Origin of the sequence: Bacillus sp. FSL R5-0422 (assembly GCF_038610765.1) — a bacterium.
Lineage (GTDB): Bacteria > Bacillota > Bacilli > Bacillales > Bacillaceae > Bacillus > Bacillus pumilus_O.
This window is the reverse complement of the sequence record NZ_CP152014.1, coordinates 3,217,005-3,242,846: the sequence shown is the minus strand read 5'-3', so window position 1 is coordinate 3,242,846 and position 25,842 is coordinate 3,217,005. Positions and strand designations below refer to the sequence as shown.

Here is a 25,842-nt window from a genome sequence, read left to right as displayed (position 1 = left end):
TGTATCCAACTATTTTAAATTTTATTCATAAAGACGAACAGTAAAATCACTTGATATACAGCCCCTTATCTTCATCAACAGAGTTGTCCAATGAATGAAAGAAGCTGTCATATTAGCTTGTCCTTCCCCATAGGATAAAAGAGATTCAATGACAAATGGGGGCAGCCAAATATGAAACCAATGATATGGACAATCGCAGGAATATGCATCATTATTTTAATGATTCCAACTTTACTTGTGTTGCCGACGTTTCAAGGGAAACCAGAGGCAAGTCAGCATGTATCAGCGGAGCCATCAGCTAAAAAAGAAGTGAAGGGTACAGTCAAATTGAAGCAATCACCCGTTGCTATCCCCGTCTATCGTTCAGCTCATCAGCAGGTAGAAAACATTCCCTTAGAAGAGTATGTGATCGGTGTCGTAGCGTCTGAAATGCCAGCTGATTTTGAGATGGAAGCACTCAAGGCACAGGCTCTCGCTGCAAGAACGTATATCGTCAGACAAATGATCATCGATAAGACCGTCAAATCACCAAAGGGCTCTCTTGTAGATGATACCCAAATGTTCCAAGTGTATAAAAACAAGCAGGAACTCAAGAAAATTTGGGGAAAAGCATACAATTGGAAATTGAAAAAAGTTACAGAAGCTGTCGCTAGCACACAAGGAAAAGTGCTCACTTATGACGAAAAACCAATTGATGCCTCATTCTTTTCAACAAGTAACGGTAAAACGGAAAATGCCGAAGCTTATTGGAAAAATGAAATCCCATATTTGAAAAGTGTCGAAAGTAAATGGGACGAAAAATCGCCAAAATTTCAAAACAAGAAAACCATCCCAGTTAGTGAATTTCAGCAAAAATTAGGTGTGACGCTTACTCAACAGGCTCAGGTAGGACAGATAGTAGAACGGACACCAGGAAATCAAGTAGCAAAAGTCGTCATAAACGGTAAAACACTGACAGGCAGAGACATTCGTGAGTCATTAGGGCTTCATTCAGCAGACTTTACATGGGAACGACAGGGCCAGCAAATAATCATTACGACAAAAGGGTATGGCCATGGTGTTGGAATGAGTCAGTATGGTGCGCATTATATGGCACAGTCAGGAAAAAAAGTGGATGCTATCGTGAAACATTATTATAAAGGGATTCAAATTGAATCAGCTGATCGTTTTCTTAACACGTATATGGCGAAAAAATAAAGCAAAGGTGCCTCAAAATGGGGGCATCTTTTTTGTGTGTTTCAAGAGGTTTGAACAGAATGTGTCAATTTGCGACTTAAGACGCACCTCAGGAAATCTTAAACATTTACGTCCCGACAAGAACCGATGGCCGATACAAAGCCCCTCAAAAGAAGGAGAAAACAAGAGAAGAAGTGATGTGTTAGGTGAATATATCTAGACAAATGACAGATTTTTAGTGATTTTGATGAAAGAGAAAAAGGGACCGAGTCCTATACCATTCCAAGACGGAATATTTTACGATTAAGATGTTTCAATTTAATACATAGGGAGGAAGGAAAAAATGATGTTGAAAAAAGTATTTACACTCGTAACCTTAGCTGTATTGACATTATCTATGTCACTCTCTTCACCAGTATTTGTCAAAGCATCTACAGTCAAAAAACATAACAAAGATGTAAGAGTCACCATCTTACTTGATGCAAGTGGAAGCATGGCAAGAAAAGTAGAGGGGGAACGCAAATTTGACCTCGCTAAACAAGAGGTATTTAAATTTGCTCAGTCACTTCCAAAAGACGCTAAAATTCGTATGAGCTTGTTTGGCTCTGAAGGAAACAACAAAAATTCAGGTAAAGCTCAATCATGTGAAGTCATTAGAGGCGTTTATGGCGTACAGCCTTACGAAAAAGAAAGCTTTGAAAACTCTTTAAACGGACTTGGGCCAAATGGCTGGACACCGATTGCTCGTGCTCTTGAACATGCAAAGCAAACGGATGAACAGCTTAATAATGGTACAGAACATATTGTGTACCTCATCACTGATGGCGAAGAAACTTGTGGCGGAGATCCAGTAAAAGTAGCAAAAGAATTGCATAACTCTAAAGGGTCGACTGTTGTGAATGTCATTGGATTAGACTTTAATGATGGCTATGAAGGTCAATTAAAGCAAGTAGCTAAAGCTGGTAAAGGCCATTACTACCAAGCAAGCACTGGTAAAGAAATGGGTTCTATCCTGTCAGCAGAATCATTAAAACTACACGAATAACTTGCTGAACAAAAGGGAAACGATTGATACATGCTTTCGTTTCTCTTTTTCTGTACAAATGTAAAAAGGGAGGGTTTTATAAATGAAACGCAATATTGTATTAACTATTTTGGCTAGTCTTGTCCTGCTTCTTTCTTCACCAGCTCATGCTGTGACAAAAAAACAGGAGCCAGCTCATGTGGTGATATTACTTGATTTAAGCGGCAGCATGGCGCAATCAGTTGAAGGCGAAAAGAAAATCGATATCGCCAAACGTTCTATTCAAAGCTTCGCTAGTATTTTATCAGATGATACACAAGTCCTTCTTCGTGTGTTTGGTCATGAAGGAACCAATAAAAATGCTGGAAAAGCAATTTCTTGTGGAAGCTCTGAAGCTGTTTATGGATTTGGATCATATGAATCATCAACATTTCAGCAAGCACTGAATGTGTATAAGCCAACTGGCTGGACACCACTTGCAAAAGCATTAACAGATACGAAGCAAGATTTTGAAGATCACCAAGCTGAAGGGAAAAATATTGTCTATGTCGTCAGTGATGGTAAAGAAACTTGTGGAGGAAGCCCTTCACAAGCAGCAAAGGAATTACATGAAGACGGAATTGACACCATTGTTAATATCATCGGCTTTGATGTGAATGAAAAAGAAGCAAAAAGTTTAAAGTCTGTTGCAAAAGCGGGCGGTGGACAATATCAACCGGCTGCTAATGCCGAAGAATTGAATCACATTCTACAAAATGAAGCGAGCGCTTTTGGTCAGTAGGATATAAATAGGAGCTGGGGATTGTTTTCCCCAGCTATTTTTTAGTTGAAGATCAATTCAAGGTGGTTTCTAATTCATCAATTCGTTTCTCCACGTAGTGCTGGTCTTTTCTTGCATGAAAGGTTTCGGCTTTTTCTAATATGGCCGCCGTATTATATTCGGGAATCTGTGAGTAGCTCTCATACACACCCTTTGGAATTAAAACGTTCCCTTCTGGCCAATACACAGCGATATTGCCACGTTTCAAATCCCCAAATTGAGCGACTCCTTGGTAGGATCCATATTGATTAAACAAAACAACTGGATCACCTTCTTTGACATAAAGTTCTTTAGCATCATCTTCATTCATCAAGATAGAATGACGCTTCCCACCATTAAAGGCATCCTTTTCGCTATAGATCATGGAATTGAATTGCTTTCCTCTTCTTGTCGTGATATTAAAATGTCCCTCGGTTTTTCGGTATTGAGGTAGCTGGGCAGGAAGAAGATGCCCTTTGCCGTCCGGTGTTGGACACTCTCCGTCTTCACATAGCCAGGCACCTCCCCATTGAAAAACGTCTCCTTTATGACGTAAATGCTGGATGCCATCATAGTTTCGATTTGCAATCGCAATCTCACGGCGAATGTCTTCAGCCGTTTCGAAATGAATCAGCTCAGCATCTTCAGGCCGTACTCTTTTTGCAAGATCAATATAAATATCCCATTCTGCTCTGGCCTCCTCAATCCGAGGTCCTTCAATTTCTGGACTGAAATATACCATGCGTTCCGTACTAGTGGAAGTACCGCCGCCTGGCTGCTCATATCTTGTCATAGCAGGGAGAACAATTACCGTCTCTTCTGCCTCTACAAGTGTAGAAGTATTCAAAATGATATCTTGATGGACACGGAGTTCAAGCTCAGATAAAGCTTTTTCGATCGCATCCGGATTTGGCATCGTTTCTAAAAAGTTCCCGCCGCTCGTAAACAGCATTTTGAGTTTTTGTGGATGCTCTTTTGGGAGCGCCATTTTTTCAAATGATTGCCCAATAGTGTCACCATGCCATTTCGGAATGTCAAACCCCCAAATCTTTTCGATTCTTTCAATATTTTCTTCATCAAAATCACTGCCCGGCAAAACAAACGGGTCAGCACCCATTTCACCAGAACCTTGAACACCGCTATGCCCGCGAATTGGCATGACGCCACAATGTTTCCTGCCAATAAATCCACGTAACATAGCAAGGTTGGCGACCTGTGATATATTATCTGTTGCAAAGCGGTGCTGGGTAAGACCCATGCTCCAAATGAAAACGCCTGAATTGGCATTGGCAAGAAGGATAGCAAATTCCTTCATTCTTTCTTTTGATAAGCCTGAAGACGCTTCAAGGTCTTCCCATTTCAATTGTGCGACATGCTGCTGTAAATCCTGTATGCCGGTAGTATGGGCTTGAATAAACTCATGATCAAGTGCGGAGTGGGGCGCGTGTTGCTCCATGTCAAACCAATGTTTGATGACACCGTTCATAAACGCAATATCGCCGCCTATATTGACTTGATAGAAATCATCTGCGATTTTTGTGCCGAATAAAGCACTTTCTGGAATAGAGGGAACCCAGTACTTTTCCATGGCAGGCTCCTTGTACGGATTGATGACAATAATTTTAGTTCCTTTCTTTTTCGCCGCATACATATATTTAGTGGAAACGGGCTGATTGTTTGCTGCGACAGATCCCCAAAAAATTAAGACATCTGTTCCGATCCAGTCGTTGTAATTACAGCTGGAGGCTCCTATCCCAAGGGATCGCTTAAGAGCGGTTTTGCTCGGTGAATGACAAATGCGAGATGCATTATCAATATGATTTGTCCCGATAAAGCGAGCTGCCTTCGCAGCGGTATAATAGACTTCATTTGTAATTCCTCTAGCTGTTAAATAGAAAGCGAGCTGTCGTTTATCAATTGATTTGATTTTAGCTGCGATTTGATCTAATGCATCATCCCAAGAAATACGCGTAAAGGCATTGTCACCTTTTTTTCGAATGAGTGGATAAGGGATACGGCCAAGTTTGCGAAGAGTAGTGCTGTCCATTTGTTTGAGCTGTTGAATGTCTTCAAACCATTTTGGATCAATAGCTGGCATTGTATTAAGACGAAGTACATTTAGCCTTGTGGTGCATATATGAGGTCCTGTGAGCGTTTGGTCATATAACCCTGAAACACCAAGGGCACAGCCGTCACACACGCCTTGCGTTAAAATACGATATGCATAGGGGAGATTATCCTTGTTCTCCCACGCCACTTTCATCGTATCTCGAATGTGCTTCGGCTTTACTTTTCCAAGTCCCATAGGCGCAAAAGAGGCCCATAACTTTGGTGAGGGTTTTTTATTAAGTTTTATAGGCCCCTTATGTTTTGTTTTCCCCATGATATCATCACCCTCCTATTACTTTATAAAGCGTTTTCATATCTAAAAATTACCTTTAGATTGTGATTCTGTCAAATTCAAATTAAGGCCGGGATGAGACAGAAGAAGTAGTAGTAAGGTTTGTTTCTCTAAGCTGCTGAATATCCTTCCGTATGAGAAGAGATATGATAAAAGCGATGAAAAATAAGCCAGAGAACACCATCAGACTTTGCGTGTAGTTACCTGTTATATCCCGGATAAAGGATGAAAATAAAGGTCCTGCTAAACCAGCAGCTGCCCAGGCTGTCAGAATATAGCCGTGTATGGCACCAAGTTGTTTCGTGCCAAATAAATCACCAATATAAGCTGGGATTGAGGCAAACCCTCCTCCATAGCACGTATAAATAATCGCCATCACGATTGAAAAGACGAGCGGTTCCTTTAAATAAGGGAGTAAAGGAAAGGCAATGAGCTGAATACTAAAGAAGATTGTATACGTATTCGGCCTTCCGATATAATCTGAGAAAGAGGCCCAACCAATCCGTCCTAAACCATTAAAAGCACCTAAAATGCCAACAAGGGTAGCTGCAGCACCTGCAGTGAAACCAACACTTTCTTGAGCAAGAGGCGATGCTACTGAAATAATGGCAATCCCGCATGTGATATTAATAAAGAGCATGAGCCACAAATAATAAAAACGTCGTGTTTTGATCGCTTCATTTGCTGTAAGCTGTGATAAATCCTGAGGGATTTTTCTTTGATTTGTTTTTAACACCTCAAATTGTTTGACGTCATCAGGTGTTGGTGGTGATAAATAAAGAGATGAAATCACCATGATCATAAAATAGGAAATTCCAAGAATGTAAAAGGTATTTGCGATATCTACTTTTTCAATGAGATATTGGATAATTGGGCTGCAAATAAGAGACGCAAACCCAAAACCCATAATAGCTAAGCCAGTTGCAAGTCCTCTTCGGTCCGGGAACCATTTCACTAAAGTTGATACAGGTGCAATGTAACCTACCCCTAATCCTATTCCAGCGAGTACACCATAAAATAAATAGAGGAGAGGGAGTGAGGACATGTGGACAGCGAATCCTGACCCTGTCATTCCAATACCAAAGAAAACGGCTGAGAAGAGTCCTGATGCCCTTGGACCATACCTTTCAACGAAATGCCCCATGAAAGCTGCAGATAATCCTAAAAATAAAATAGCAATACTGAAAGTCAGGCTTATTTCTGTCAATGACCACTGAAAAGCTTGATGTAAAGGATTCGTAAAAACACTCCAAGCGTAAACAGACCCAATAGATAAATGAATTCCCACAGCACTTGTTGCAATGAGCCAGCGATTTTTCGATTTGTTCATTTTGTTCCCCCCATATAAAGCAATCAAAAAGTTTGATAAGATAGAAATATGTTACATTTTTATGACTTTTTAAAATAATATCACAATTTGATTGGTTCATATAACTAAATTTGTGCTGAAAGGAAGATCATACTATGAATCCTTCTGTTAAAAAGAAACGAGTTATTCACCAATACCGTGAAGGTCAATTTACTTGCAAAACAGATGAAGTTGTAGAAGAATTTCCTTTAACTGTGATCGTGAATGGAGAGGAATTTGTAACACTTGTTTGTTCCCCAGATCATTTAAAAGAATTGGTGATCGGTTTTTTAGCTTCAGAAGGCGTCATTCGATTTGAAAATGAGATTAAAAGGTTTACAATAGATGAAAGTATGGGCTTTGCCTATGTTGATTTAGTTCACTCAAGCGGATTTCAGTCATCAGATTTTACTAAGCGGGTGATTGGTTCTTGCTGTGGGAAAGGGAGGCATTTTTATTTTCTCCAAGATGTGAAAACAGCAAAAACAGCCATTGATCGAATTAACATTTCTGCTGATACTTGTATGCGTCTAATGAAATCTTTACAAGAAGAAAGTCAATTGTTTCAACATACTGGTGGCGTGCATAATGCTGGACTGTGTGATACAGAAAAGCTATTCATCACTAGAACTGATATAGGAAGACATAATGCATTAGATAAAATCTATGGATACTGTTTACTTCATCAAATTCCGCTTAGAGATAAAATTCTTGTGTTTAGCGGCCGGATATCATCAGAAGTTCTGTTGAAGGCAGCAAAACTAGGAGTGTCGATCGTCATCTCAAAATCAGCACCTACTGAGCTGGCACTTAATATGGCAGAAGAATTAAATATCACAACAGTTGGATTTGTCAGAGGAGAATCTTTTAATATCTACACCCACCATCAGCGTATAACAGAATAGGAGGCAAAGTATGGACAGTATATTGGATAAGAGACATCGACCATTGCGCGATTTAAGAATATCAGTAACAGATCGCTGTAACTTTAGATGTACGTACTGTATGCCTGCTGAAATTTTTGGACCAGATTATCCTTTTTTGAATAAAGAAGAGCTGCTTAGTTTCGAAGAAATTGAACAGCTTGCTACCCTTTTTGCAAAGGACCTAGGTGTGGTAAAAATACGCATCACAGGTGGCGAACCCTTATTGCGAAAAGATTTGCCTATCTTAATAGAAAAGCTCTCAAACATTCCAGGAATCGAAGACATTGCTATGACAACAAATGGAACACTTTTACCTGTATATGCTGATAAGTTAAAGAAAGCAGGTCTTCAAAGAGTCACCATTAGTTTGGATTCATTAAATCCTGACCGTTTTAAGCAAATGAACGGAAGGGATATTTCTATCCAAAAAGTGTTTGATGGGATTGAGGCTGCAAAAAAAGCAGGACTTGCTATTAAGATCAATATGGTTGTTCAAAAAGGTGTGAATGATCAGGATGTTTTGCCAATGGCAGCTTACTTTAAAAAAGCAGGACATGTTCTCAGATTTATTGAGTTTATGGATGTCGGAAATACGAACAAATGGAATCTAGAGCATGTCATGACAAAAAAAGAGATCATTGGTCTAATTGACTCAACATTTCCCATCAAACCAGAACCTCCTCAATACCCAGGAGAAGTAGCCAACCGATTCTTTTACCAGGATGGTTCAGGAGAGATAGGCATTATTTCTTCTGTTTCAGATGCTTTTTGTGGAACATGTAATAGAGCGAGGCTTTCTGCTCGCGGTGAATTATTTACATGTCTTTTTGCATCATCGGGTTTTGACCTGAAGCGGGTGATTCGTTCGACAAAAGATAATGAAGAAATAAAGAACATATTGAAGGAACTATGGTCGAATAGAGATGATCAATATTCAGCCGAGAGAGAGCAAAAGAAAGATCAGAAAAAAGTTGAAATGTCATACATCGGTGGGTAGTGACAACAAAGTATCATGATCATGATTTTTTGAAAAGTAGAGAAAATGTCATAATCATGATTGAAAAACCTTTTATAGAAATAGGTCTATTCATTTTAGAATCCTATCATGATCAAAAACCAGCAGAGATTCTGCTGGTTTTTAAAATGTTATTTTGTGGCTCAAAAAGGTTGAGATGGGCCTAGAAAATATATTTTTCAACATTTTTTACTGCTTTACTTTTATGGGAGCTGTGATAAAATCAACTCAATCTTTACCAGCTCGATTTTTTCACTCCTGGAATGTGGCCCTTATAGGCAAGCTCACGAAAAGCAATTCTAGACATTTTAAATTTTCGTAAGTAACCTCTAGGGCGACCGGTTAATTCACAGCGGTTTTTTAAGCGGGTAGGGGAAGAGTCTCTAGGTAATTTCCGCAAAGCTTCATAGTCACCTTGTTCTTTTAACTCTTTTCTTAATTCAGCATATTTCAATACAAGCTGCTGCCGCTTTTTTTCTTTAGCAATTTTAGATTTCTTTGCCACTTAAAACCCTCCTGACTTAATGTTGGATTTTCCATTGAAAGGGGTCTTCGAACGTAGTCCAATTTTGATCAAATTCCTCAGGTGTGAGTAAGCATTGATCAAGTGTACGAATGATATCTGCTTTAGGTAAATCTACACCAATAAACACAAGTTTTGTATGCCTGTCACCAAATTCTGCGTCCCACTCATCAAGAAGCTCTGGTTCTTGCTTTAATATCTGTGCTTTTTCTTGCTCAGGCAAGGCAGCAATCCAGTAGGCAATTGGTTCAATCTGAACAGATTTTCCAGCCTGTGAAATTAAAATGGTTAAATCATGATGTGTGGCAAGCCATGTAAATCCTTTAGCGCGAACGATTTGCTCTGGCATCTGATCTAACCAATGATTTAACCTGCTAGTATGGAAAGGAAGTCTTCTCTCATAAACAAAGGATGAGATGTTGTATTCTTCTGTTTCCGGCGTATGCTGAGAATGCCCAGCGTTGATTTCTTTAATCCAGCCAGCAGAAGCACTGGACTTTTCAAAGTCGAATAAACCAGTATTTAAAATGTCACTTGGCTTTACTTGCCCTTTTGAGGTTCTGATGATAGATGCTTCTGGTTGAAGTGTTGTCAGCACATGCTCAAGTCGGTCTAATTCTGAGTTTGATACTAGATCACATTTATTGATAATCAGTACGTCACAAAATTCAATTTGATCAATCAGTAAATCGGAAATTTCGCGTTCGTCATCATCGGAAACGGCTTGTTTACGGTCTAAAAGACTTTCTCCTGACTGGAAATCGGTCCAGAAACGATTCGCATCTACAACAGTGACCATCGTGTCTAGCCGGCAAAAGCGTGTTAAATCGATGCCCATTTCTTCATCAATATAAGAGAAAGTTTGCGCGACTGGAATCGGTTCACTAATACCTGTAGACTCAATGACAATATAATCAATAAGACCAGTCTTACATAGGCGCTCTACTTCAATTAACAAATCTTCTCTTAATGTGCAGCAAATACAACCATTAGATAATTCAACTAGCTTCTCATCTGATCGAGAGAGCTCACCGCCTTGTTTGACTAGTTCTGCATCAATATTAATTTCGCTCATGTCATTAACAATTACAGCTACTTTTAACCCTTTACGATTTTGTAGTACATGATTTAATATGGTTGTTTTTCCAGCTCCTAAAAAACCGCTTAATACTGTAATGGGTATTCGCTTATTCATTTCCTTCTGTCCCTTTGCCAACGATCATGTTCATTTCCGCCTCTCTTAAAAAGTAATGATTACGATTTGTAGTCTAAAAAATTATTTTGTTTCTCTATGAAGGGTATATTTCTTTAACCGAGGAGAATATTTTTTTAACTCCAGTCGATCCGGATTCGTTCTTTTATTCTTTGTTGTGATATAGTTTCTGTCACCAGTTTCCGTACAGGCTAAGGTAATTTTCACACGCATCAGTAATAGGGCCCTCCTTTAATTCGTAATGGTTACGATTTGTATTTTAAAATGATCACGAAAGAATGTCAAGCTTTGTAGGGTGATCATGCAAAATGATCAAACAACAGGGGTATCGAATGTTCATTGATACCCCTCTCGATTAATAAAAGTCACCAAGCTCTTCTTCGTATTCACCTTCATATTGCTGAATGTCACTAGGAATTTCTTGAAGAAATGCTAGACCGCCTAATATCAGCATCAGGATAATGGCGATGAATGAGAGAATGGCTGCGACAATACTTGATATGGCAAATAGCGTCTGCATTTTCATCATCTTAGCATATTGTTCTAATAACTCTTCGTAAGAAGTATCAGGAGCTTGAATTAATTGTTCAGCTGCGTTTACAGATTTTTGTACATGGATTCCCATCATAATGAGGAAGACGCCAAGTGCAGCAGGAAGAACAAGCCAAAAGCCAATAAGAATAGCTAGGCCGCCTGAAATATAGAGAAATATACTACCAACTTTTCCCCACTTTGTGATCGAATGAAGAGATTGAATGATTTTCTCAGTTTGTTGCAATGATGTTCACTCCTTTATGTATTCACTCTTTATCATACTTGAGCAGGTAGTACTTTAGGAAGAGTGAATGTAGAACAATTTTTAAAAATTTCTATCTATACTTTACTATTAATGGATAAATAAATTATCTTCGAATAAGAAAAAAGTAACATTTACCATGAAATTTAACGACAATTTATGTCAAAAATAAGATTAGTAGTTAAAAATAATTAGTAAAATTATCAAAATATGTTGTTAGTTGTCTTGTAATTGGTTATTATTGTGTTGTATTACCATAAAAATTGGAAGGTGGAATTCATATGTTAGATCGTTTTTTAAACAAAATGACCAATGTTCAACCTGCAGCTTCAAGATGTATTTTGCAAAAATTAGTCACTTCATGCAAGTCAGCACCAACTTGTTTCCTTCAAGGTGTTGGAACTTTCCGTTACTACGTGGATCGTGATACAGGTGAGATTTGTACTAGCCAAGAACGCATTAGATGTGGCTGCTAAATTCAAGGATTTTATTTAATAGGATGTGAACGCATGAGCATATCTTCAATCTCATTCTTAACAAATGCTATGCAGACGTCAAATAGTCGTCAAGCGAGTCAACCATCCAATTCTTTTTTAAACCAAGCAGCGAAAATTGTTCAAGGCGACCATTCTCCAGAAGAGAGAAAGGCATTATTTCAACAACTGACCCTAGTTCAGCAAGGAAAAGATTTAGAGCTTCATGTGTCTAAATTAAAGGAACTAGAGAAAGAGGTTCAAAAAGAATTGTCTTCTTCGTCCGTTACTGTGAATCAACATGGTGACCAAGTAGATATTTCAACTGAGGCTCGCAGTGAGTTTGAACAAGCTGAGGAACAAGCCACAGCTTCAAGTGAAGCTGGTGAAATTGCCGCAAGGGAAAAGGATCAGGATGTTCAGGTAGATCCAAAACAATAAAAAAAGAGGCATGTGTTTTTTGATCTTCACATGCCTCATTTATGTTTATTTTTCAAACAACCTTGAATAAAGACCATCTGGAAAAGGGGCTGCATATGAGATTGTTTCATCTTCTTCTACCATGATGTAATATGGAAATTCTTCAATCTGGAATATGTTAGTCATTTGTTCGTCCACTGAGATAATTCGCATGTTGGTTTGGTTATCACGATATAATTCTTGATCCTCTTCTTTCCCATTCTTTAGCAAAATACTAAAAGGAATGTCTAGTTCACGCTGCTTTTTCGTTTCTAAGAATTGTTCCAGCGATGGGATGCAATGCGGACATGCTGTGTCAGTGAATATAAGCAACTGTTGCTTGTGATTGTTTTGCAGTAAATCATTCATTTGAATAGGTGATGGTTTTTCGAGTAGCGGATGAACAAGTTTTTGTCCAACATGATGGACTGGTAAGATGATTAAGTCCATCTCGTGTTTTAGATAGATCATGATTCCGATCGTCAATAAAAGGCTGCAGACAATAAGAATTAACTGTAAAAGTAAGATTGAAGTCATCGTATATCGTCCTCTCAGAGTGAAGTTACGCAGAGCTATCATAATATAAATATCAAAAATATGTCAATTATACTAAATGGTGTAAGGTGGAGCGTTTGATGAGTACAGTGAACCATTGTTTATATGCAATCTCTTATACTTGGAAAAGAAGTCGATCATATCTTCTGTTAACTCTATTCATCCAAGTGATCGTTGGCTTTATGCCTTTGGCTAGTGTCTGGATTATTCAAACATTGATTAATGAAATTATTTTATTTATGACTTCTTCTGGAGACATCCAAAAGGTTTTATGGTTATTTGGATTGCAAATGGTCATTGTGGTTTTAGGGTATGGGCTTCAATTCATTCTTCAGCTTAGTCAGCAGAAAGCGACAAATTTGATTGGTTTGCATTTGAAGGGTGAATTACTTCAAAAGGCGATCAGACTTCCATATATTACATTTGAACACCCGTCTTTTTATAATGAAAGTCAACGTGTGATGAACAGTCATCAGCATGTTCTGAGTATGGTTAGAAGTATATTTACAATCATGAGCGCATTGATTACTGTTGTATCACTTCTCATTTATATGATTGGTATCCATTGGGGCTTGGCGGTTATTCTGATCTTATGTACTCTGCCTGTCTTATGGATTGAGCTTTTCTTTGGAGGCGCACGGTATCAATTAAACCGGATGTTAACGGCCAATGATCGAAGAGAAATGTATGTATCCGACCTTGTTGCACAGAGAGATTCATTGAAGGAAATCCGTTTAAATGGAGTTGGAAATTATCTTCTTCAAAAGTGGAAAGGTCATTATATAAAAAGTGCAGATGAAAAATATAAATTACTAAAACGTCAGGTTCGCTGGGAGATGGCAGGCGGATTGCTTATGACATTTGCCTATGTGTGTTGTGGTCTTTTTATTGTCTTTCTTATCTTTCAAAAGAAATTAGCTGCGGGTACTTTTGTCGCTGTACTCCAAGCTGTGCAAAATATTCAAAGCGGTTTTCAAGATTTGACGAGGGAATGTTCTAGTTTATATGAAACGAGTCTCTATATTGATGAAATGAGAACTTTTCAAAAGAGAGAAGAAGAAATTGATGAGCAGACAGAGGAAGGGGCATCGCTTAGGAGGATTGAAGGTATTCAGTCCATTACGCTTGAAAATCTCTCTTTTACCTATCCGAATATGAAAACGCCTGCTATTGAACATATACATTTTCATATCGATAAAGGGGAACGCATTGCATTGGTCGGGGATAACGGATCAGGTAAGACGACCTTGATTAAATGTTTAACCGGTTTATATGATCCAGACAAGCCGAATATGCAAAAGGTCAATGGTGAATTGATTTCGACCATTTATAAAAAATCATATCATGCAAGAATGGCTGTCCTTTTTCAAGATTTTATGAAATACGAATTCACTGTGAAAGAAAACATTGGGTTTGGCCGTATCGACGAAATAGATAAGGGAGAGCGCATGATTACAGCTGCTCGGCAAGCAGGCATAGAGAAAAGAATTCATCAAATGGAAGAAAGATACGATGCGCAGCTTGGCCGTTTTTTTGAAGAAGGTCATGAACTGTCTGGCGGACAATGGCAAAAGCTTGCGATGGCGAGGACCTTTTTTAGAGAAAGTGATTTTATTATTTTAGATGAACCGACTTCTGCTCTCGATCCACTATCAGAGATTTCACTCATTCGAAAGCTTTTCGATCATACTCAGGATCAAGGGGTCTTATTTATCACACACCGTATGGGAGCGGCCCGCTTAGCAGATCGGATCATCGTGATGAAAGATGGTGCTTTCGTTGAAGAGGGGAACCATGAAGAGCTAATGGCGCTAGATGGAGAATACAAAAGGCTTTACGAGGCACAATCCCAACTATTTCAACAAAAGGAGATGGCGTAAGGTGAGTGCCTTTTATTTTATAGGTGTCTATTTATTAGGAATCATCTTTGCAGGTGCATGGATTGATAAAGTGAGCAAACAAACGGCGCATATTCAGCAGATGAATGCATATCGATTGCTGCCACGTACGCTCACGGCGCCCGTGTTTTATTTGTTTTTAACTGTTGAATTGGCTTGTACGGGCTTATTGTTCGTGGGGAACATGTCTCTTGTACCTGCGATTGGTCTAACCGCGCTTTTATGTATTTATACTGGAGCGGTCACCTTGAATTTATTGAGAGGACATCGTAACATTTCATGCGGCTGTGGAGGTTTGCTTGAAAATGACCATCTTCACTGGGGAATTGTGATTCGTAATGTGTTGATGCTGGCTCTTGTGATTGGGTTGTTTTATGTACATCCCCATGTAGAAACAATTCCGTGGACTTTTCATATTATTTGTTTTCTCATTGCAGTGGCTGTCTGTTTGATTATAGCGGTGGGGAAAACAATCATGATGTTCAAAAGAAAATGGGTGAATCAATTTGAATCGTTTATAGAAGGAGACCAAGTGAAATGACTGATATTCTACTAATTATTGTGTTACTCATTGTCATTGCTCAGCTGGCAGTTGTGTTTTTGCTTGCTCGCTTTATCGGAAAATTTATGAGTAAAATTAAATCCTTTGATGGGATTGAATTAAAGGAAGCGGATATTGGTGATGCTGCGCCGTTATTTCGTAGCTATACACATTCAGGGAATAAGGTCATTTTAAAGGAGTATTTACAGAACGGAAGAGCCGTGATGCTGTTATTTGTAAATACCACTTGTATGACATGCAAAAGCATTTTGTCTGATATGCATCAGCACATCTCTAACGATGATACTCAATTCATTTTCATCAATGGCGATGAACAAGGAGATGATGGATTGCTCCTTCAATTGCTGCCAGATCATGCTGTGTATGTGCGCTCTTCGCAAATCATGGAGCTGTATGGGGTAACTGTAGTTCCGCAAGCGATTTTGATAGATGAACATGGTATCATCCTGCAAAGAAAAGCTGTTCAAAATGTGAAACAGTTTGAACAGCTGTTACACGCATCATAAAAAAGCGTCTCTTTGTTGGAGAGACGCTCCAGCGTGTAGACAAACCCTCGCATTCGGTGTCAGTCCTGCGTGCTGGTGCTCACGAATGTCAAATTCGCTCCGCGCCAGTACTCGTCCTTCCTAGAATTCAAAGGTTTTCTATCACGCTGAAAAGGAGACAAAGGGCTAAAATCAAGATCATTTTAGCCCTTTGTCAACAATCTGAAGCGTCTCTTTGTTGGAGAGACGCTCGTTTTATAATTCTTTTCCTAGAATGTCTAAATCGTATCTGCTGCCGTCCATCTCTGCGATGCGTGGCAGGTGACCCCATGTCTCAAAGCCGTGCTTTTTAAATAATCGAATGCTGGCTTCGTTGTGCCCGAAAATAAAGGCGAGTAACGTTCGAATGCCTAGTGAAGGTGCCAACTCAATGGCCTCTTGTAAAAAAAGTGACCCTAATCCTTTTCCTCGGTAGTCTTGGTTTAAGTAAATACTCATTTCAACGGTTCCGTTGTAGGCAGGTCTTCCATAAAAGGTTTCAAAGCTGAGCCAACCATAAATATGACCATCTTCATCTGTTTTCACATAGAGAGGTCTTTTCTCTGAATGATTCAAAAACCAATGCCGGCGGTCTTCAACTGAAACTGGTTCTGTATCGGCGGTTACTTCTCTTGAAGCAATGGTCGAATTGTAAATATCAACGATTGCTTTAAGGTCATCTTCTGTTGCTATACGGTTGAAAGTTTTCACAATAAAGTCCTCCATCTTTTTTTCATTCATCATACATATTATTGATGCGATTGCGCAAAATAAAAAGAAAAATGATTTCGTGTGTATATATTTTTTGAAAAGTGTTCAGAATGTTGCTGAGGTGATGAAAAATGAGAGAGGAAGAAAAGAAACGTACTTCCAAAATCACAAAAGTTCAGCAATTTTTCCGTAAGCGCTGGGTATTCCCTGCAATTTACTTGGTCAGCGCAGCGGTCGTGTTAACAGCCGTTCTTTGGTATCAAGCTGTATCAAAAGATGTGAAAGACCAACTATCTGATGGAAATCAAACAGGGCAAGAACAGCGTGATGATGCCGTTGAAGTTGGAAAGCCAATTGAAAATGTTGCCATGCCAGTCCAGAATTCTGATAATGTTTCTGTCGTGAAAAAGTTCTATGAAGCAGATGCTGATCAAAAAGAAAAAGAAGCAGCACTTGTAAACTATAATAACACCTATACCTTGAGCAAAGGTATTGATCTTGCAGACAAAGATGGCAAAGTGTTTGATGTCACAGCTGCTCTTAGTGGAACAGTGGTTCAAGCGAAAAAAGATCCAGTTCTCGGTCATGTCGTTGAAATTGAACATGAAGATGGATTATCGACTGTTTACCAATCGTTGTCACAAGTGAGTGTTAAAGAAGGCGATGAAGTGAAGCAAAATGATGTCATCGGTGCTTCTGGTAAAAATCTTTATGGTGCTGAAAGCGGCAACCATGTGCATTTTGAAATTCGTATGGAAGGTTTAGCGCTTAATCCACTTAGCTTCATTGACAAGCCTGTTTCAACTATTGAAAAGGCCGCACAAGAAGTGACGGAAGAAGCAAAAGAACCTGCTCAGCCAAAAGCTGATGAAAAAACGAAGGAACCTGCTGCTGAAGATAAGGTCAAAGAGCCTGCTGGAGAAAAATCTGAAGAAAAGTCTGATGAGAAGGGAAAATCCTCTGATCAAGAAAAGTCTTCTGATTCCTCTAAAGACAGCAGTCAATCTGAAGAAACAAAACAATCTTAAGTCTTGAAACCTCTGTATATGAATCATGCAGAGGTTTTTTTCTGTCTTAAAAAATCCCCCGCACTCGGCGGAGGATGGTTTAAAGGGCGGCAGGACCTTCTTCACCTGTCCGAATGTTGATTGTATTTTCTATCTCATATATAAAAATTTTCCCATCCCCTGGTTCGCCTGTACGAAGTACCTTTTGAGCTGTTTCAACGACCTGTTCAACAGGTACTTTGCTTAGGACGATTTCAATCTTTAAACGTTCGTACACATTGCTTTCCTTTTTGACGCCGCGATATAATTCTGTATGTCCCTTTTGTAAACCGCAGCCGTGTACATTCGAAAAGGTAATGGAAGTGACACCAATCTTTCCAAGCTCCACCTTTAATGTTTCGAAATTGGCTGGACGTGTGACAATCTCCACTTTATACATTTTGCTCATAGAGACACCCCTTTTTCTTTAATCTTGATAAGCTTTTTCCCCATGCATGGTTAAATCAAGACCCACTGATTCTTCTTCTTCAGTTGCGCGAATCTTAAAGAAGAGATTCACCACTTTGATGATCACGTATGTCACAACAGCTACAAAAGCATAGGTGGCCACAATAGCGACGACTTGCTTCCAAAGTAAGCTAGGATCTCCATAAAATAAGCCATTGGCTCCGCCGTCATTGACAGAGGTTGTTGCGAAAAGTCCTGTTGCAATACCTCCCCAAGTCCCGCCAATTCCGTGAAGTCCGAATGCATCTAGTGCATCGTCATAGCCAAATTTGGCTTTGAGCGAGAAAACTCCCCAGAAACACACGATGCCGCCGATAATTCCGATAATAATAGAAGCAAAAGGTGTGACAAAACCTGCGGCAGGTGTAATTGCCACAAGACCTGCGATGGCTCCAGATATTGCGCCGAGCATGGTCGGTTTTTTGTTGATCATCCACTCGACTAACAGCCAGCCGATGATTCCCGCAGCCGCAGCAGTATTGGTGTTAATAAAGGCATACATGGCGACACTGTCTAAGGTAAGGGCACTTCCAACGTTAAAGCCAAACCATCCGAACCAAATGACAGCTCCGCCAAGAAGAGTATAAATCAAATTGTGAGGGGAAGAGCTTGCTGCTTCTTTACGTTTCCCGAGCACAATCGCTACAACTAGACCTGCCACACCTGATGAAATGTGAACCACGTTTCCTCCAGCAAAGTCGAGCGCACCCATTTCGCCAATCCAACCGCCTCCCCATACCCAGTGAGCGACTGGCGCGTATACAAATGTGACCCAAAGGAGTGTAAACACGACGACCGCTGAGTAGCGAATTCGTTCAGCAAAGGCACCTGAAATGATGGCTGTTGTTAAGACGGCAAAGGTCATTTGGAACATCATAAACAATGAATGTGGGATCGTCTCACTGTAGGAACCAGGTTCAAAGCCAACGCCTTTTAGTCCAACCCAGTCTAAGCCTCCGATCCATGCATTGCCTGGTGCGAAAGCTAAGGAATAGCCAAACAAGATCCATACGATAGAAACGATCGCTAGTGAAGTTAAGCTGTGCATGGTTGTACTTAAGACGTTTTTACTTCTCACGAGTCCTCCGTAGAATAAGGCTAAACCCGGTGTCATTAACCACACGAGTAGTGCGCAGAAGAACATAAATACTGTATCACCCATTTGCATGCTGCATTCCCCCTGAATCATTCAGAATTAATTGATTTCTTAATTCCTCATTATAGAGAGAAAAGTCATATATAACATATTTATGTAAGTTAATCTTACATGGTTTTTGGTTATATTCAATATAAATGGATGAAAAGTTCGTGGGAAATGAGAAAAATCGTGCCTTGAGTACGAAAAATAAAGGGCGTTTGACCTATAAAATGGAGCTGAGAAACAGCTTGGTTCGTTCCTCTCGAGGAGAATCGAACAATTCTGAAGGGGTGCCTTCTTCAACAATACGGCCTTCGTGCATATAGACGACACGATCGGCTACTTCTTTCGCAAAGCCCATTTCATGTGTGACGATCACCATCGTCATGCCTTCTTTTGCGAGACTTTTCATTGTTTGCAGTACCTCGCCTACAAGCTCTGGGTCGAGGGCAGACGTAGGTTCGTCAAATAACATGACATCTGGTTTCATGGCGAGTGCTCTTGCAATAGCCACACGCTGCTTTTGACCGCCTGATAGTTTAGAAGGGTATACATTGGCTTTATCCGCAAGTCCGACCTTTTCTAACAGGACATTGGCTTCTGATACAGCTTGAGTCTTTTTTGTTTTTTTCACCATAACAGGCGCCTCGATGATGTTTTCAAGCACAGTTTTATGCGGAAAGAGGTTGAAATGTTGAAACACCATGCCTATTTTTTGCCGCATCTCGTTTAATTGATCGCGTTTTGGGTGAACTGGACTGCCATCAATAATGATTTCCCCATCATTTTTGATTTCTAAAAAGTTCATACAGCGGAGCAAGGTGCTTTTTCCAGAGCCACTGGCACCAATTAAGACGACCACATCATTTTCGTAAACAGTGAGATCAATATCCTTTAAAACATGCAGTTCTCCGAAGTGTTTATTGAGTTTTTTAACACGAATGAGTTCCTTTGATTCTGTCATGTTTCTCCTCCTAATGGTCACTGACTGATAGTTTTTTCTCAAAGGTTTGGACAGCAAATGTTAACAGCAGGACAAGGACTAAGTAATAGACGGCTACAACAAGTAAATAGGTCATATTGTCAAAGCTGTTTGAGCCTTGGGTCGTGGCGACATTAAATAGTTCATTGACGCTAATAAAGGCGGCGAGTGATGAATCTTTTAAGCCAATAATGAACTGGTTGCCAAGAGGGGGGAGGGCGCGCCGCATCGCTTGCGGGAGAATGATGCGTCTCATTGTTAGAAAACGTCCCATGCCAAGAGAGCGTCCAGCCTCTTTTTGCCCCTGATCGATTGATTGGATGGCGCCTCTAAATATTTCTGCTATATACGCTCCATTATGAAAGGCGAGCGCAATGGAAGCGGCCCAGAAGTCGGGGATATTTAATTCTGTCAGTCCAAAATATAGGATGAAGATTTGGACAATCAGTGGTGTGCCGCGTACAAGGAAGATATAGGCGTTGGCGATATAACCGAAGACAGCCACGCGTGATATTTTCAATAAAGCAAAGAAGAGCCCGATGAACATGCCAATGAAGATGCTGATCACAGTGAGTTGTAGGGTGAGCAGCATTCCTTCTAAAAAAATACTTCTTGAATCAATCAGCGTCTGAAAAAAATGTGATAGGGTAGGCAAAACAATCATCTCCATTTGAAGAAAGTGCGCCTAAAAAAGGCGCACAATCGTGGTTTTAATTTTGTTTGACCGTGATATCTTCATCAAAGTATTTCTCGCTAATTTGTTTGAATGTTCCGTCCTTTTTTAATGCGTCAATCGCATCGTTGATCTCTTTTATAAGCTGTTTATTTTCTTTAGATACAGCGATTGCCTGCTCACTTTGTCCGAGTCTTTCTTGCGCTTCAATCTTTAATTTTTTCTTCATGGCTTCTGCACCTGTGGCGAAATCCGTCACGACTGCATCGTGTTTTCCGTTGGCTAGTGCTTCTAAAGCGACGACATCACTGTCGTAATATTTTGGTTCCTGCCCGCTATGTTTCTTTGCGATATCAGCATAGGACGAGCCTTTAGATACAGCGATTTCTTTGCCTTTTAAATCATCAGCCTGCTCAATGTCTGCTCCTGGTCTTGTGAAAATTTGCGGACCAGAGTAGTAGTAGGGCTTAGAAAGAAGGACGTGTTTTTTTCGTTCCTCATTGATGGTATGACTTGCAACTGCCGCATCGAATTTTCCAGATTTCACACCTTCGACGATGCCTGCGAATTTATATTTCTTCTGTATAGGCTCGAGACCTAGTTTGTCACTAATCGCATTGCCTACATCGATATCAAAGCCTGACATCTGATTTCCATCCATGTAACTGAACGGGTGAAATTCACCTGATGCTGCAAATATAAACTTCCCATCCTCCAAAATTGGCGACCCTTTCGCTGTAGAATTACGTTTATCTCCGTTCCCATTTGTTTCATTTGAACCACACGAAGACAGAAGTAATACTGCAACCGATAAAAGGGCTGGGACCCAAAACCGTCTTTTCTTAATAATAAGCTTCTCCTCCTTTTTAGCCGTTCTCCATATAAGGAGAAAGTAGGCTTTTCAATATGTGTAGCATCTTACCATTTGTTCCTCATATTCTCAATTTTATATGTGTTTTTCCAACACTCGCCCTTTTAAAATGTATGTCTTGCTTTTCCAAGAGAGAACTTGAATTCATCAGGGTAAAAAAGGGAAATGAATCTCATAATAACGGAAGGATTGGTAAAAAACATGTCAGTTCATAAAGAGGGGGTCGGTGTATGAAGAAGTGGAGAGACAACCGAAAAGTCTTTTTAACTGCAATTGCCTTTGGGACAATGTTAAATCCGTTGAATTCCTCAATGATTTCTTTGGCATTGCATCAAATTCAGCATGAATTCGGTTTGTCATTTACGACTGTATCTTGGCTGATTTCGTCTTTTTATTTAGCTAGTGCGGTGACGCAGCCGGTGAGCGGCCGGATTGGGGATCATGTGATGAGCCGGAGAACATTATTTTTATTCGGACTAGGTCTTGTAGCGGTCTCAGCTATCTGTGCGCCGTTTGCCCCGACGTTTGCGGTGCTGATTGTGATCCGGCTGTTGCAGGCAATTGGGAGCAGTGCCATTTATCCTTCTGGTGTCGGACTTATTCGGGATCATATCCAAGAAAAGCAGGCATCGGCGTTAGCTGTATTGTCCATTTTTGCTTCGGCGATGACGGCGCTTGGCCCGACACTTGGCGGCTTTTTGATGACGATCGGCGGCTGGCCAGCGATCTTTTTAGTGAATCTGCCTTTTATTTTGATTAGCTTCTTTCTTGGACTATCTTTGTTTCCGAAGGAACAAAAAAAGAGAAAGCTACGTATAGGTGAAACGGTACGAAAGCTCGATTTGCCAGGGATGCTTCTTTTTACCGTTTGTATTGTCCTTTTGCTTTCGTTTTTATTATCACTAGGTCATGGTATTCAATATGTACAGGGGGTTCTTTGTCTCTTGAGTGCAGGCGCTTTTATTTGGTGGGAGTATCAGGTGGATGAACCGTTTATTCAAATTCGGATGTTCAGACAGGAGCAGCGGCTGTCACTTGTGTATGTGCAATTTATCATTTTAAATATCTTTTTCTATTGTCTTTTCTTTGGTTTGCCGAGCTATTTCCAGGATGAATTAGGCTGGCGTGTGGAAATGACAGGTCTTTTTATGCTTTGCATGTCTGGGGTGAGCATCATTGTCTCTCCACTTACGGGAAAGTGGGTGGACCGAGGGGATGAACGTCATCCGGTATTAGCCAGTGCGGTATTGATGCTGGCTGGAGCGTCTGCGATGACCTTCTTTTTTATTCCGGCACCATTATGGGGAAAAGGGCTGGTTCTAGCTTTGCTTGGACTTAGTTATGGGATTGGAAATGTTGCGCTGCAAGCAGCGATGCTCGAGGCAAGTCCTCAGCATATGATTGGCACGTCCTCTGGGCTTTTTCAAACATGCCGCTACCTTGGCTCTATTCTATCGTCTGCTGTTCTCGGTATGCTGTTTGGAGATGAAATTGCTGGTCCTCATTTTGAGCAGTTAGGCTGGACGTTGATTATCATTTCCCTTATCGGCATCGGAGTCAGTCTTTACTTTTCGAGCAAGGTCAGAGGAGGGCAGTCAATAAAAAAAGCGGCGCGATAAGTGGAAGAAGAATCTTCATCACGTTATCGCAAGCCGCTTAAGAGTTAGACAGGTCAGAGCCCTGATCCTTTTGCTTCCTTCTGAATATTTTTCCTTCAATTGTCTCATAGAAAGTGACGATGCGATCAATTGGAGAGTCAAAGAACTTCCATAATTTATTCATGATAAACACGACCACAATCGATACGATCAAGCTGCCTAAAACATCTAATGGATAATGGTGACCGACCCAGATGCGGGAGAATCCTGTGAGTAATCCAAAGACGAGCAAGATGTTACCAAGCTTTTTATTACGAGATCGAATGGCAAGTGAAAGAGCCAGTGCACCTGTTGTATGGTCACTTGGGAAGGAAGCGTCTGCTGAGTGCGGAATGAGTGTGTCGACTTTATGCGCCACAAACGGCCGCTCCTCATAATGAAACAGTGTAATGGCAAAATTAACGATAAGTGCCGCGATGCCTGTTACACCAGAAAAGAAGACATGCTTCTTAAATTTGTGATTACCTAAAAACCAGCAAATCAATAAAACAAGGGCATACACAAGAAGGGCCTTTTTCGTAATGAAAATCATGGCCTGATCTAAAAACTCAGAATGATGAGCCATCCCGTGTATCAATTTAAACAGTTCGTAATTCAAAACATCACCTATACCTTCGCTTAATGCCAACTATATTTTTCAAACATCCTATATTTTAGCATGTTTCCGTTGAAGTTTAAAATAGAATCCTATTCTGATAGGGAGACCTTCTGTGCTTTTGCTTCTTGGGGCTTTCGTTCGCTCCAGTAAAAAACAATCATACTGAGCAAGACAACAATACCTGCAATGAGATATACATTTGAAAAATCGGTGAAGCTGACAAGAAGACCAAATACAAATGAGCCAGCAGCAATCCCCGTATCATATAAAGTGAAGAAAGTAGCCGTCGCATAGCCTGTACGGTGAGCTGGCGAATGCTGAATGGCAAGTGTTTGTAAACATGGTACTAGTGATCCATAGCCAAGTCCAATGACACCACCTGATAAAAGAAGCATTGTAGCTGAATGTGTAGCCGTCAGCATCCATAAACCAATCGCAAAAAGAGCAATCGAAGGATAGATCACAATGTGAGGTCCTACTCGGTCAAAAAGTCTGCCTGTAAATGGACGTGATCCAAGCATTGCTGCCGCAAACACAATAAAGAAATAACTGCTTGCCCCCATCAAGTCAAGGGAATTGGCATAGACTGAAATAAATGAAATGATCGGCGAATAACAGAAGGAAATAATGATACCGACTGCTGCTGTTTTTAATGCACCTTTTTCAAACAAGTGAGAAAAAGTAAATCGGAAGACGACACTACCCCCATCTTCAAGCTCTGGCTGTCTGATTAGCATCGTAAAAGCGGCACCAATGGTAACGATAATGGAGAAAAGAAGGAATAAGGAATGGAATCCTACTTTTCCTACTTGATTCAATGCAATAAATGGACCGATAACCACAGCAAGGTTCATGGACATGACAAAGTAGCCGAGTCCTTCCCCGCGTTTATGTTTTGGAATCATATCTGCTGCTATGGCACTGGTTACTGTCGTCAAAATGCTAAAAAAGATGCCCTGCACGAAACGCAGCATGAGAAGTGTTTGGAATTGATCAATCGGGATGTATAAATAAGTGAGTAAGGCAAATGCCGTTGATGAGAAAATTGCCATCCGTTTTTTACCGAATTTCTCAATAATCGCTCCAGAAAACGGTCTTGTCACAATGGCGGACAATAAGAAGACCGTCACAAGAAGACCACCCTGTGATTCTGTTCCATTGAGTTCATCCATTGTGTAAATAGGCAGCAAGGTCAAAAGGGCATAAAAAGAGGTGAACGTAAATAAATTCACCAGGACAATCATGATAAAGTCTCTCGTCCAAATGCGTTCGTTCATGATGTATCACTTCCTATTCAGTTGATAATTTGTGTAAAAGTGTATGGAGGAGTTGTTTTTCTTCGTGGGTGAAATCTGCAAGACATTCTTCTTCAAATTGTTCCATCGTACGTTTGATTTCTTCAAATCGGGCCTTAGCATCATCTGTCATCACGATCAGGTTTTCACGTTTGTCTTTTCCTTGTATCCGTTGCACCCAGCCATTTGCTTCTAGACGGGTTACGGTTCGGGTAATGGTTGGGGCTTCGACGTTCAAGTATGTCCAAATGTCTTTTTGGGTTTTCGGGCCGAATGTATCCAAACAAAAAAGTACAGTCCATTGGGACATGTACAAATCATAAGCAGCAAGCGCTTCGTTCGCCTTTTTAGACAGCAATCTGGCGCTTTGGTGTATTTGATGTAAACACTCTCTATTTAACGTATCCATATGCTCACCTTTATTAAATATTTAGCTAGGTAAATAAAATCACCTTTTCTATTTTACGTGCTCGACCCATTCTTGTAAAGTGAAAATTTTCGCCACTCGAAATGATTGCATTTTCTGATAAATCCCTTGTCCCTTCTTCATTTTTAGCATATTCCCTATGCAATGCTAATACACTGTTACAAACCTGACAAAGAGAGTGTTTGAGGTGAGGGATCGTGTTTGGCATTTGCTACCTAATGGATGAGAAATTAAGACGAACAAGCGCCGCTGAAAATGGATAATATTGATACGGATCTCATTT

At 40.2% G+C, this 25,842-nt stretch carries 28 protein-coding genes; 12 read left to right on the top strand and 16 right to left on the bottom strand.

All coding sequences use genetic code 11. The features are described from left to right. Positions 1-171 precede the first annotated feature (171 nt). The 3 genes from spoIID (at position 172) to MKX52_RS16595 (ending at position 2,981) form a co-directional block, all read left to right on the top strand. Positions 172-1,197, top strand: a complete 1,026-nt coding sequence (spoIID, locus tag MKX52_RS16605) for a stage II sporulation protein D (protein WP_012011541.1) — start codon at positions 172-174, stop codon at positions 1,195-1,197. 325 nt (positions 1,198-1,522) lie between these two features. Next, positions 1,523-2,221: a VWA domain-containing protein gene (locus MKX52_RS16600; RefSeq protein ID WP_342491903.1), complete on the top strand. Its 699-nt coding sequence runs from the start codon at positions 1,523-1,525 to the stop codon at positions 2,219-2,221. Between the two features lie 82 nt (positions 2,222-2,303). After that, positions 2,304-2,981: a VWA domain-containing protein gene (locus MKX52_RS16595; protein WP_088003399.1), complete on the top strand. Its 678-nt coding sequence runs from the start codon at positions 2,304-2,306 to the stop codon at positions 2,979-2,981. Positions 2,982-3,033: 52 nt separating this feature from the next. Here the strand turns inward: MKX52_RS16595 and MKX52_RS16590 are convergent, their stop codons facing one another. Both MKX52_RS16590 and MKX52_RS16585 read right to left on the bottom strand, forming a co-directional pair. Beyond that, on the bottom strand, positions 3,034-5,382 hold the full coding sequence (locus MKX52_RS16590) for an FdhF/YdeP family oxidoreductase (protein WP_342491065.1): 2,349 nt from the start codon (positions 5,380-5,382) through the stop codon (positions 3,034-3,036). Positions 5,383-5,464: 82 nt separating this feature from the next. After that, entirely contained in the window at positions 5,465-6,730 is a 1,266-nt protein-coding gene (locus tag MKX52_RS16585; RefSeq protein WP_088003405.1) for an OFA family MFS transporter, read from the bottom strand. A gap of 134 nt (positions 6,731-6,864) precedes the next feature. Here MKX52_RS16585 and fdhD point away from each other — a divergent pair, with 134 nt between their 5' ends. Both fdhD and moaA read left to right on the top strand, forming a co-directional pair. Next, the gene (gene fdhD / locus MKX52_RS16580) at positions 6,865-7,653 is read left to right on the top strand and encodes a formate dehydrogenase accessory sulfurtransferase FdhD (RefSeq protein WP_119125490.1); all 789 of its coding nucleotides are present in this window, start codon (positions 6,865-6,867) and stop codon (positions 7,651-7,653) included. Positions 7,654-7,663: 10 nt separating this feature from the next. Further along, entirely contained in the window at positions 7,664-8,671 is a 1,008-nt protein-coding gene (gene moaA / locus MKX52_RS16575; protein ID WP_217013260.1) for a GTP 3',8-cyclase MoaA, read from the top strand. A gap of 253 nt (positions 8,672-8,924) precedes the next feature. On the opposite strand, the gene rpsN is transcribed toward moaA, so the two are convergent. From rpsN to MKX52_RS16555, 4 genes are all read right to left on the bottom strand, one after another. Continuing rightward, a complete protein-coding gene (gene rpsN, locus MKX52_RS16570) occupies positions 8,925-9,194 on the bottom strand; it encodes a 30S ribosomal protein S14 (RefSeq protein ID WP_012011533.1) in 270 nt (89 codons plus the stop codon). Between the two features lie 16 nt (positions 9,195-9,210). Beyond that, positions 9,211-10,407, bottom strand: a complete 1,197-nt coding sequence (locus MKX52_RS16565; RefSeq protein ID WP_119125489.1) for a GTP-binding protein — start codon at positions 10,405-10,407, stop codon at positions 9,211-9,213. A gap of 81 nt (positions 10,408-10,488) precedes the next feature. Further along, positions 10,489-10,638, bottom strand: a complete 150-nt coding sequence (rpmG, locus tag MKX52_RS16560; protein WP_003214771.1) for a 50S ribosomal protein L33 — start codon at positions 10,636-10,638, stop codon at positions 10,489-10,491. Between the two features lie 142 nt (positions 10,639-10,780). Further along, on the bottom strand, positions 10,781-11,203 hold the full coding sequence (locus MKX52_RS16555; RefSeq protein ID WP_003215041.1) for a DUF5362 family protein: 423 nt from the start codon (positions 11,201-11,203) through the stop codon (positions 10,781-10,783). A gap of 299 nt (positions 11,204-11,502) precedes the next feature. Between MKX52_RS16555 and MKX52_RS16550 the strand changes: the two genes are divergently transcribed. Then, positions 11,503-11,697, top strand: a complete 195-nt coding sequence (locus tag MKX52_RS16550; protein WP_003215165.1) for a hypothetical protein — start codon at positions 11,503-11,505, stop codon at positions 11,695-11,697. Between the two features lie 33 nt (positions 11,698-11,730). After that, positions 11,731-12,135 carry a hypothetical protein gene (locus tag MKX52_RS16545; protein ID WP_012011531.1) on the top strand — a complete coding sequence of 135 codons (405 nt, stop codon included), beginning with the start codon at positions 11,731-11,733 and terminating at the stop codon, positions 12,133-12,135. 45 nt (positions 12,136-12,180) lie between these two features. On the opposite strand, the gene MKX52_RS16540 is transcribed toward MKX52_RS16545, so the two are convergent. After that, on the bottom strand, positions 12,181-12,690 hold the full coding sequence (locus MKX52_RS16540; RefSeq protein WP_342491064.1) for a thiol:disulfide interchange protein: 510 nt from the start codon (positions 12,688-12,690) through the stop codon (positions 12,181-12,183). A gap of 98 nt (positions 12,691-12,788) precedes the next feature. Here MKX52_RS16540 and MKX52_RS16535 point away from each other — a divergent pair, with 98 nt between their 5' ends. Genes MKX52_RS16535 through MKX52_RS16525 form a run of 3 tightly spaced genes read left to right on the top strand, consistent with a single transcriptional unit; the run spans position 12,789 to position 15,674 of the window. After that, the gene (locus MKX52_RS16535; RefSeq protein ID WP_342491063.1) at positions 12,789-14,588 is read left to right on the top strand and encodes an ABC transporter ATP-binding protein; all 1,800 of its coding nucleotides are present in this window, start codon (positions 12,789-12,791) and stop codon (positions 14,586-14,588) included. Between the two features lies 1 nt (position 14,589). After that, a complete protein-coding gene (locus tag MKX52_RS16530; RefSeq protein ID WP_342491062.1) occupies positions 14,590-15,147 on the top strand; it encodes a MauE/DoxX family redox-associated membrane protein in 558 nt (185 codons plus the stop codon). Continuing rightward, a complete protein-coding gene (locus tag MKX52_RS16525; protein WP_012011527.1) occupies positions 15,144-15,674 on the top strand; it encodes a redoxin domain-containing protein in 531 nt (176 codons plus the stop codon). The genes MKX52_RS16530 and MKX52_RS16525 overlap by 4 nt, the downstream gene beginning before the upstream one ends. Before the next feature lie 234 nt (positions 15,675-15,908). Here MKX52_RS16525 and MKX52_RS16520 read toward each other — a convergent pair whose 3' ends face one another. Then, a complete protein-coding gene (locus MKX52_RS16520; RefSeq protein WP_224925549.1) occupies positions 15,909-16,418 on the bottom strand; it encodes a GNAT family N-acetyltransferase in 510 nt (169 codons plus the stop codon). Between the two features lie 116 nt (positions 16,419-16,534). On the opposite strand from MKX52_RS16520, the gene MKX52_RS16515 reads away from it, so the two are divergent. Further along, the gene (locus tag MKX52_RS16515) at positions 16,535-17,431 is read left to right on the top strand and encodes a peptidoglycan DD-metalloendopeptidase family protein (protein WP_012011525.1); all 897 of its coding nucleotides are present in this window, start codon (positions 16,535-16,537) and stop codon (positions 17,429-17,431) included. Positions 17,432-17,510: 79 nt separating this feature from the next. Here MKX52_RS16515 and MKX52_RS16510 read toward each other — a convergent pair whose 3' ends face one another. The 5 genes from MKX52_RS16510 to MKX52_RS16490 form a co-directional block, all read right to left on the bottom strand. Next, positions 17,511-17,858, bottom strand: a complete 348-nt coding sequence (locus MKX52_RS16510) for a P-II family nitrogen regulator (RefSeq protein WP_007497589.1) — start codon at positions 17,856-17,858, stop codon at positions 17,511-17,513. Between the two features lie 18 nt (positions 17,859-17,876). After that, on the bottom strand, positions 17,877-19,085 hold the full coding sequence (locus tag MKX52_RS16505) for an ammonium transporter (protein WP_088003428.1): 1,209 nt from the start codon (positions 19,083-19,085) through the stop codon (positions 17,877-17,879). Between the two features lie 193 nt (positions 19,086-19,278). After that, positions 19,279-20,019, bottom strand: a complete 741-nt coding sequence (locus MKX52_RS16500; RefSeq protein WP_088003433.1) for an amino acid ABC transporter ATP-binding protein — start codon at positions 20,017-20,019, stop codon at positions 19,279-19,281. A 10-nt stretch (positions 20,020-20,029) separates the two neighbouring features. Further along, entirely contained in the window at positions 20,030-20,707 is a 678-nt protein-coding gene (locus MKX52_RS16495) for an amino acid ABC transporter permease (protein ID WP_012011521.1), read from the bottom strand. A 40-nt stretch (positions 20,708-20,747) separates the two neighbouring features. Beyond that, a complete protein-coding gene (locus tag MKX52_RS16490) occupies positions 20,748-21,593 on the bottom strand; it encodes a transporter substrate-binding domain-containing protein (RefSeq protein ID WP_342491902.1) in 846 nt (281 codons plus the stop codon). A gap of 218 nt (positions 21,594-21,811) precedes the next feature. Here MKX52_RS16490 and MKX52_RS16485 point away from each other — a divergent pair, with 218 nt between their 5' ends. Further along, the gene (locus MKX52_RS16485) at positions 21,812-23,200 is read left to right on the top strand and encodes an MFS transporter (RefSeq protein ID WP_342491061.1); all 1,389 of its coding nucleotides are present in this window, start codon (positions 21,812-21,814) and stop codon (positions 23,198-23,200) included. A gap of 37 nt (positions 23,201-23,237) precedes the next feature. Here MKX52_RS16485 and MKX52_RS16480 read toward each other — a convergent pair whose 3' ends face one another. From MKX52_RS16480 to MKX52_RS16470, 3 genes are all read right to left on the bottom strand, one after another. Beyond that, entirely contained in the window at positions 23,238-23,837 is a 600-nt protein-coding gene (locus tag MKX52_RS16480; protein WP_041816376.1) for an undecaprenyl-diphosphatase, read from the bottom strand. A gap of 89 nt (positions 23,838-23,926) precedes the next feature. Beyond that, positions 23,927-25,114, bottom strand: coding sequence for an MFS transporter (locus MKX52_RS16475; protein WP_144499982.1), 1,188 nt, complete (start codon positions 25,112-25,114; stop codon positions 23,927-23,929). Between the two features lie 13 nt (positions 25,115-25,127). Further along, a complete protein-coding gene (locus MKX52_RS16470; protein ID WP_217016040.1) occupies positions 25,128-25,541 on the bottom strand; it encodes a MarR family transcriptional regulator in 414 nt (137 codons plus the stop codon). Positions 25,542-25,842 lie beyond the last annotated feature (301 nt).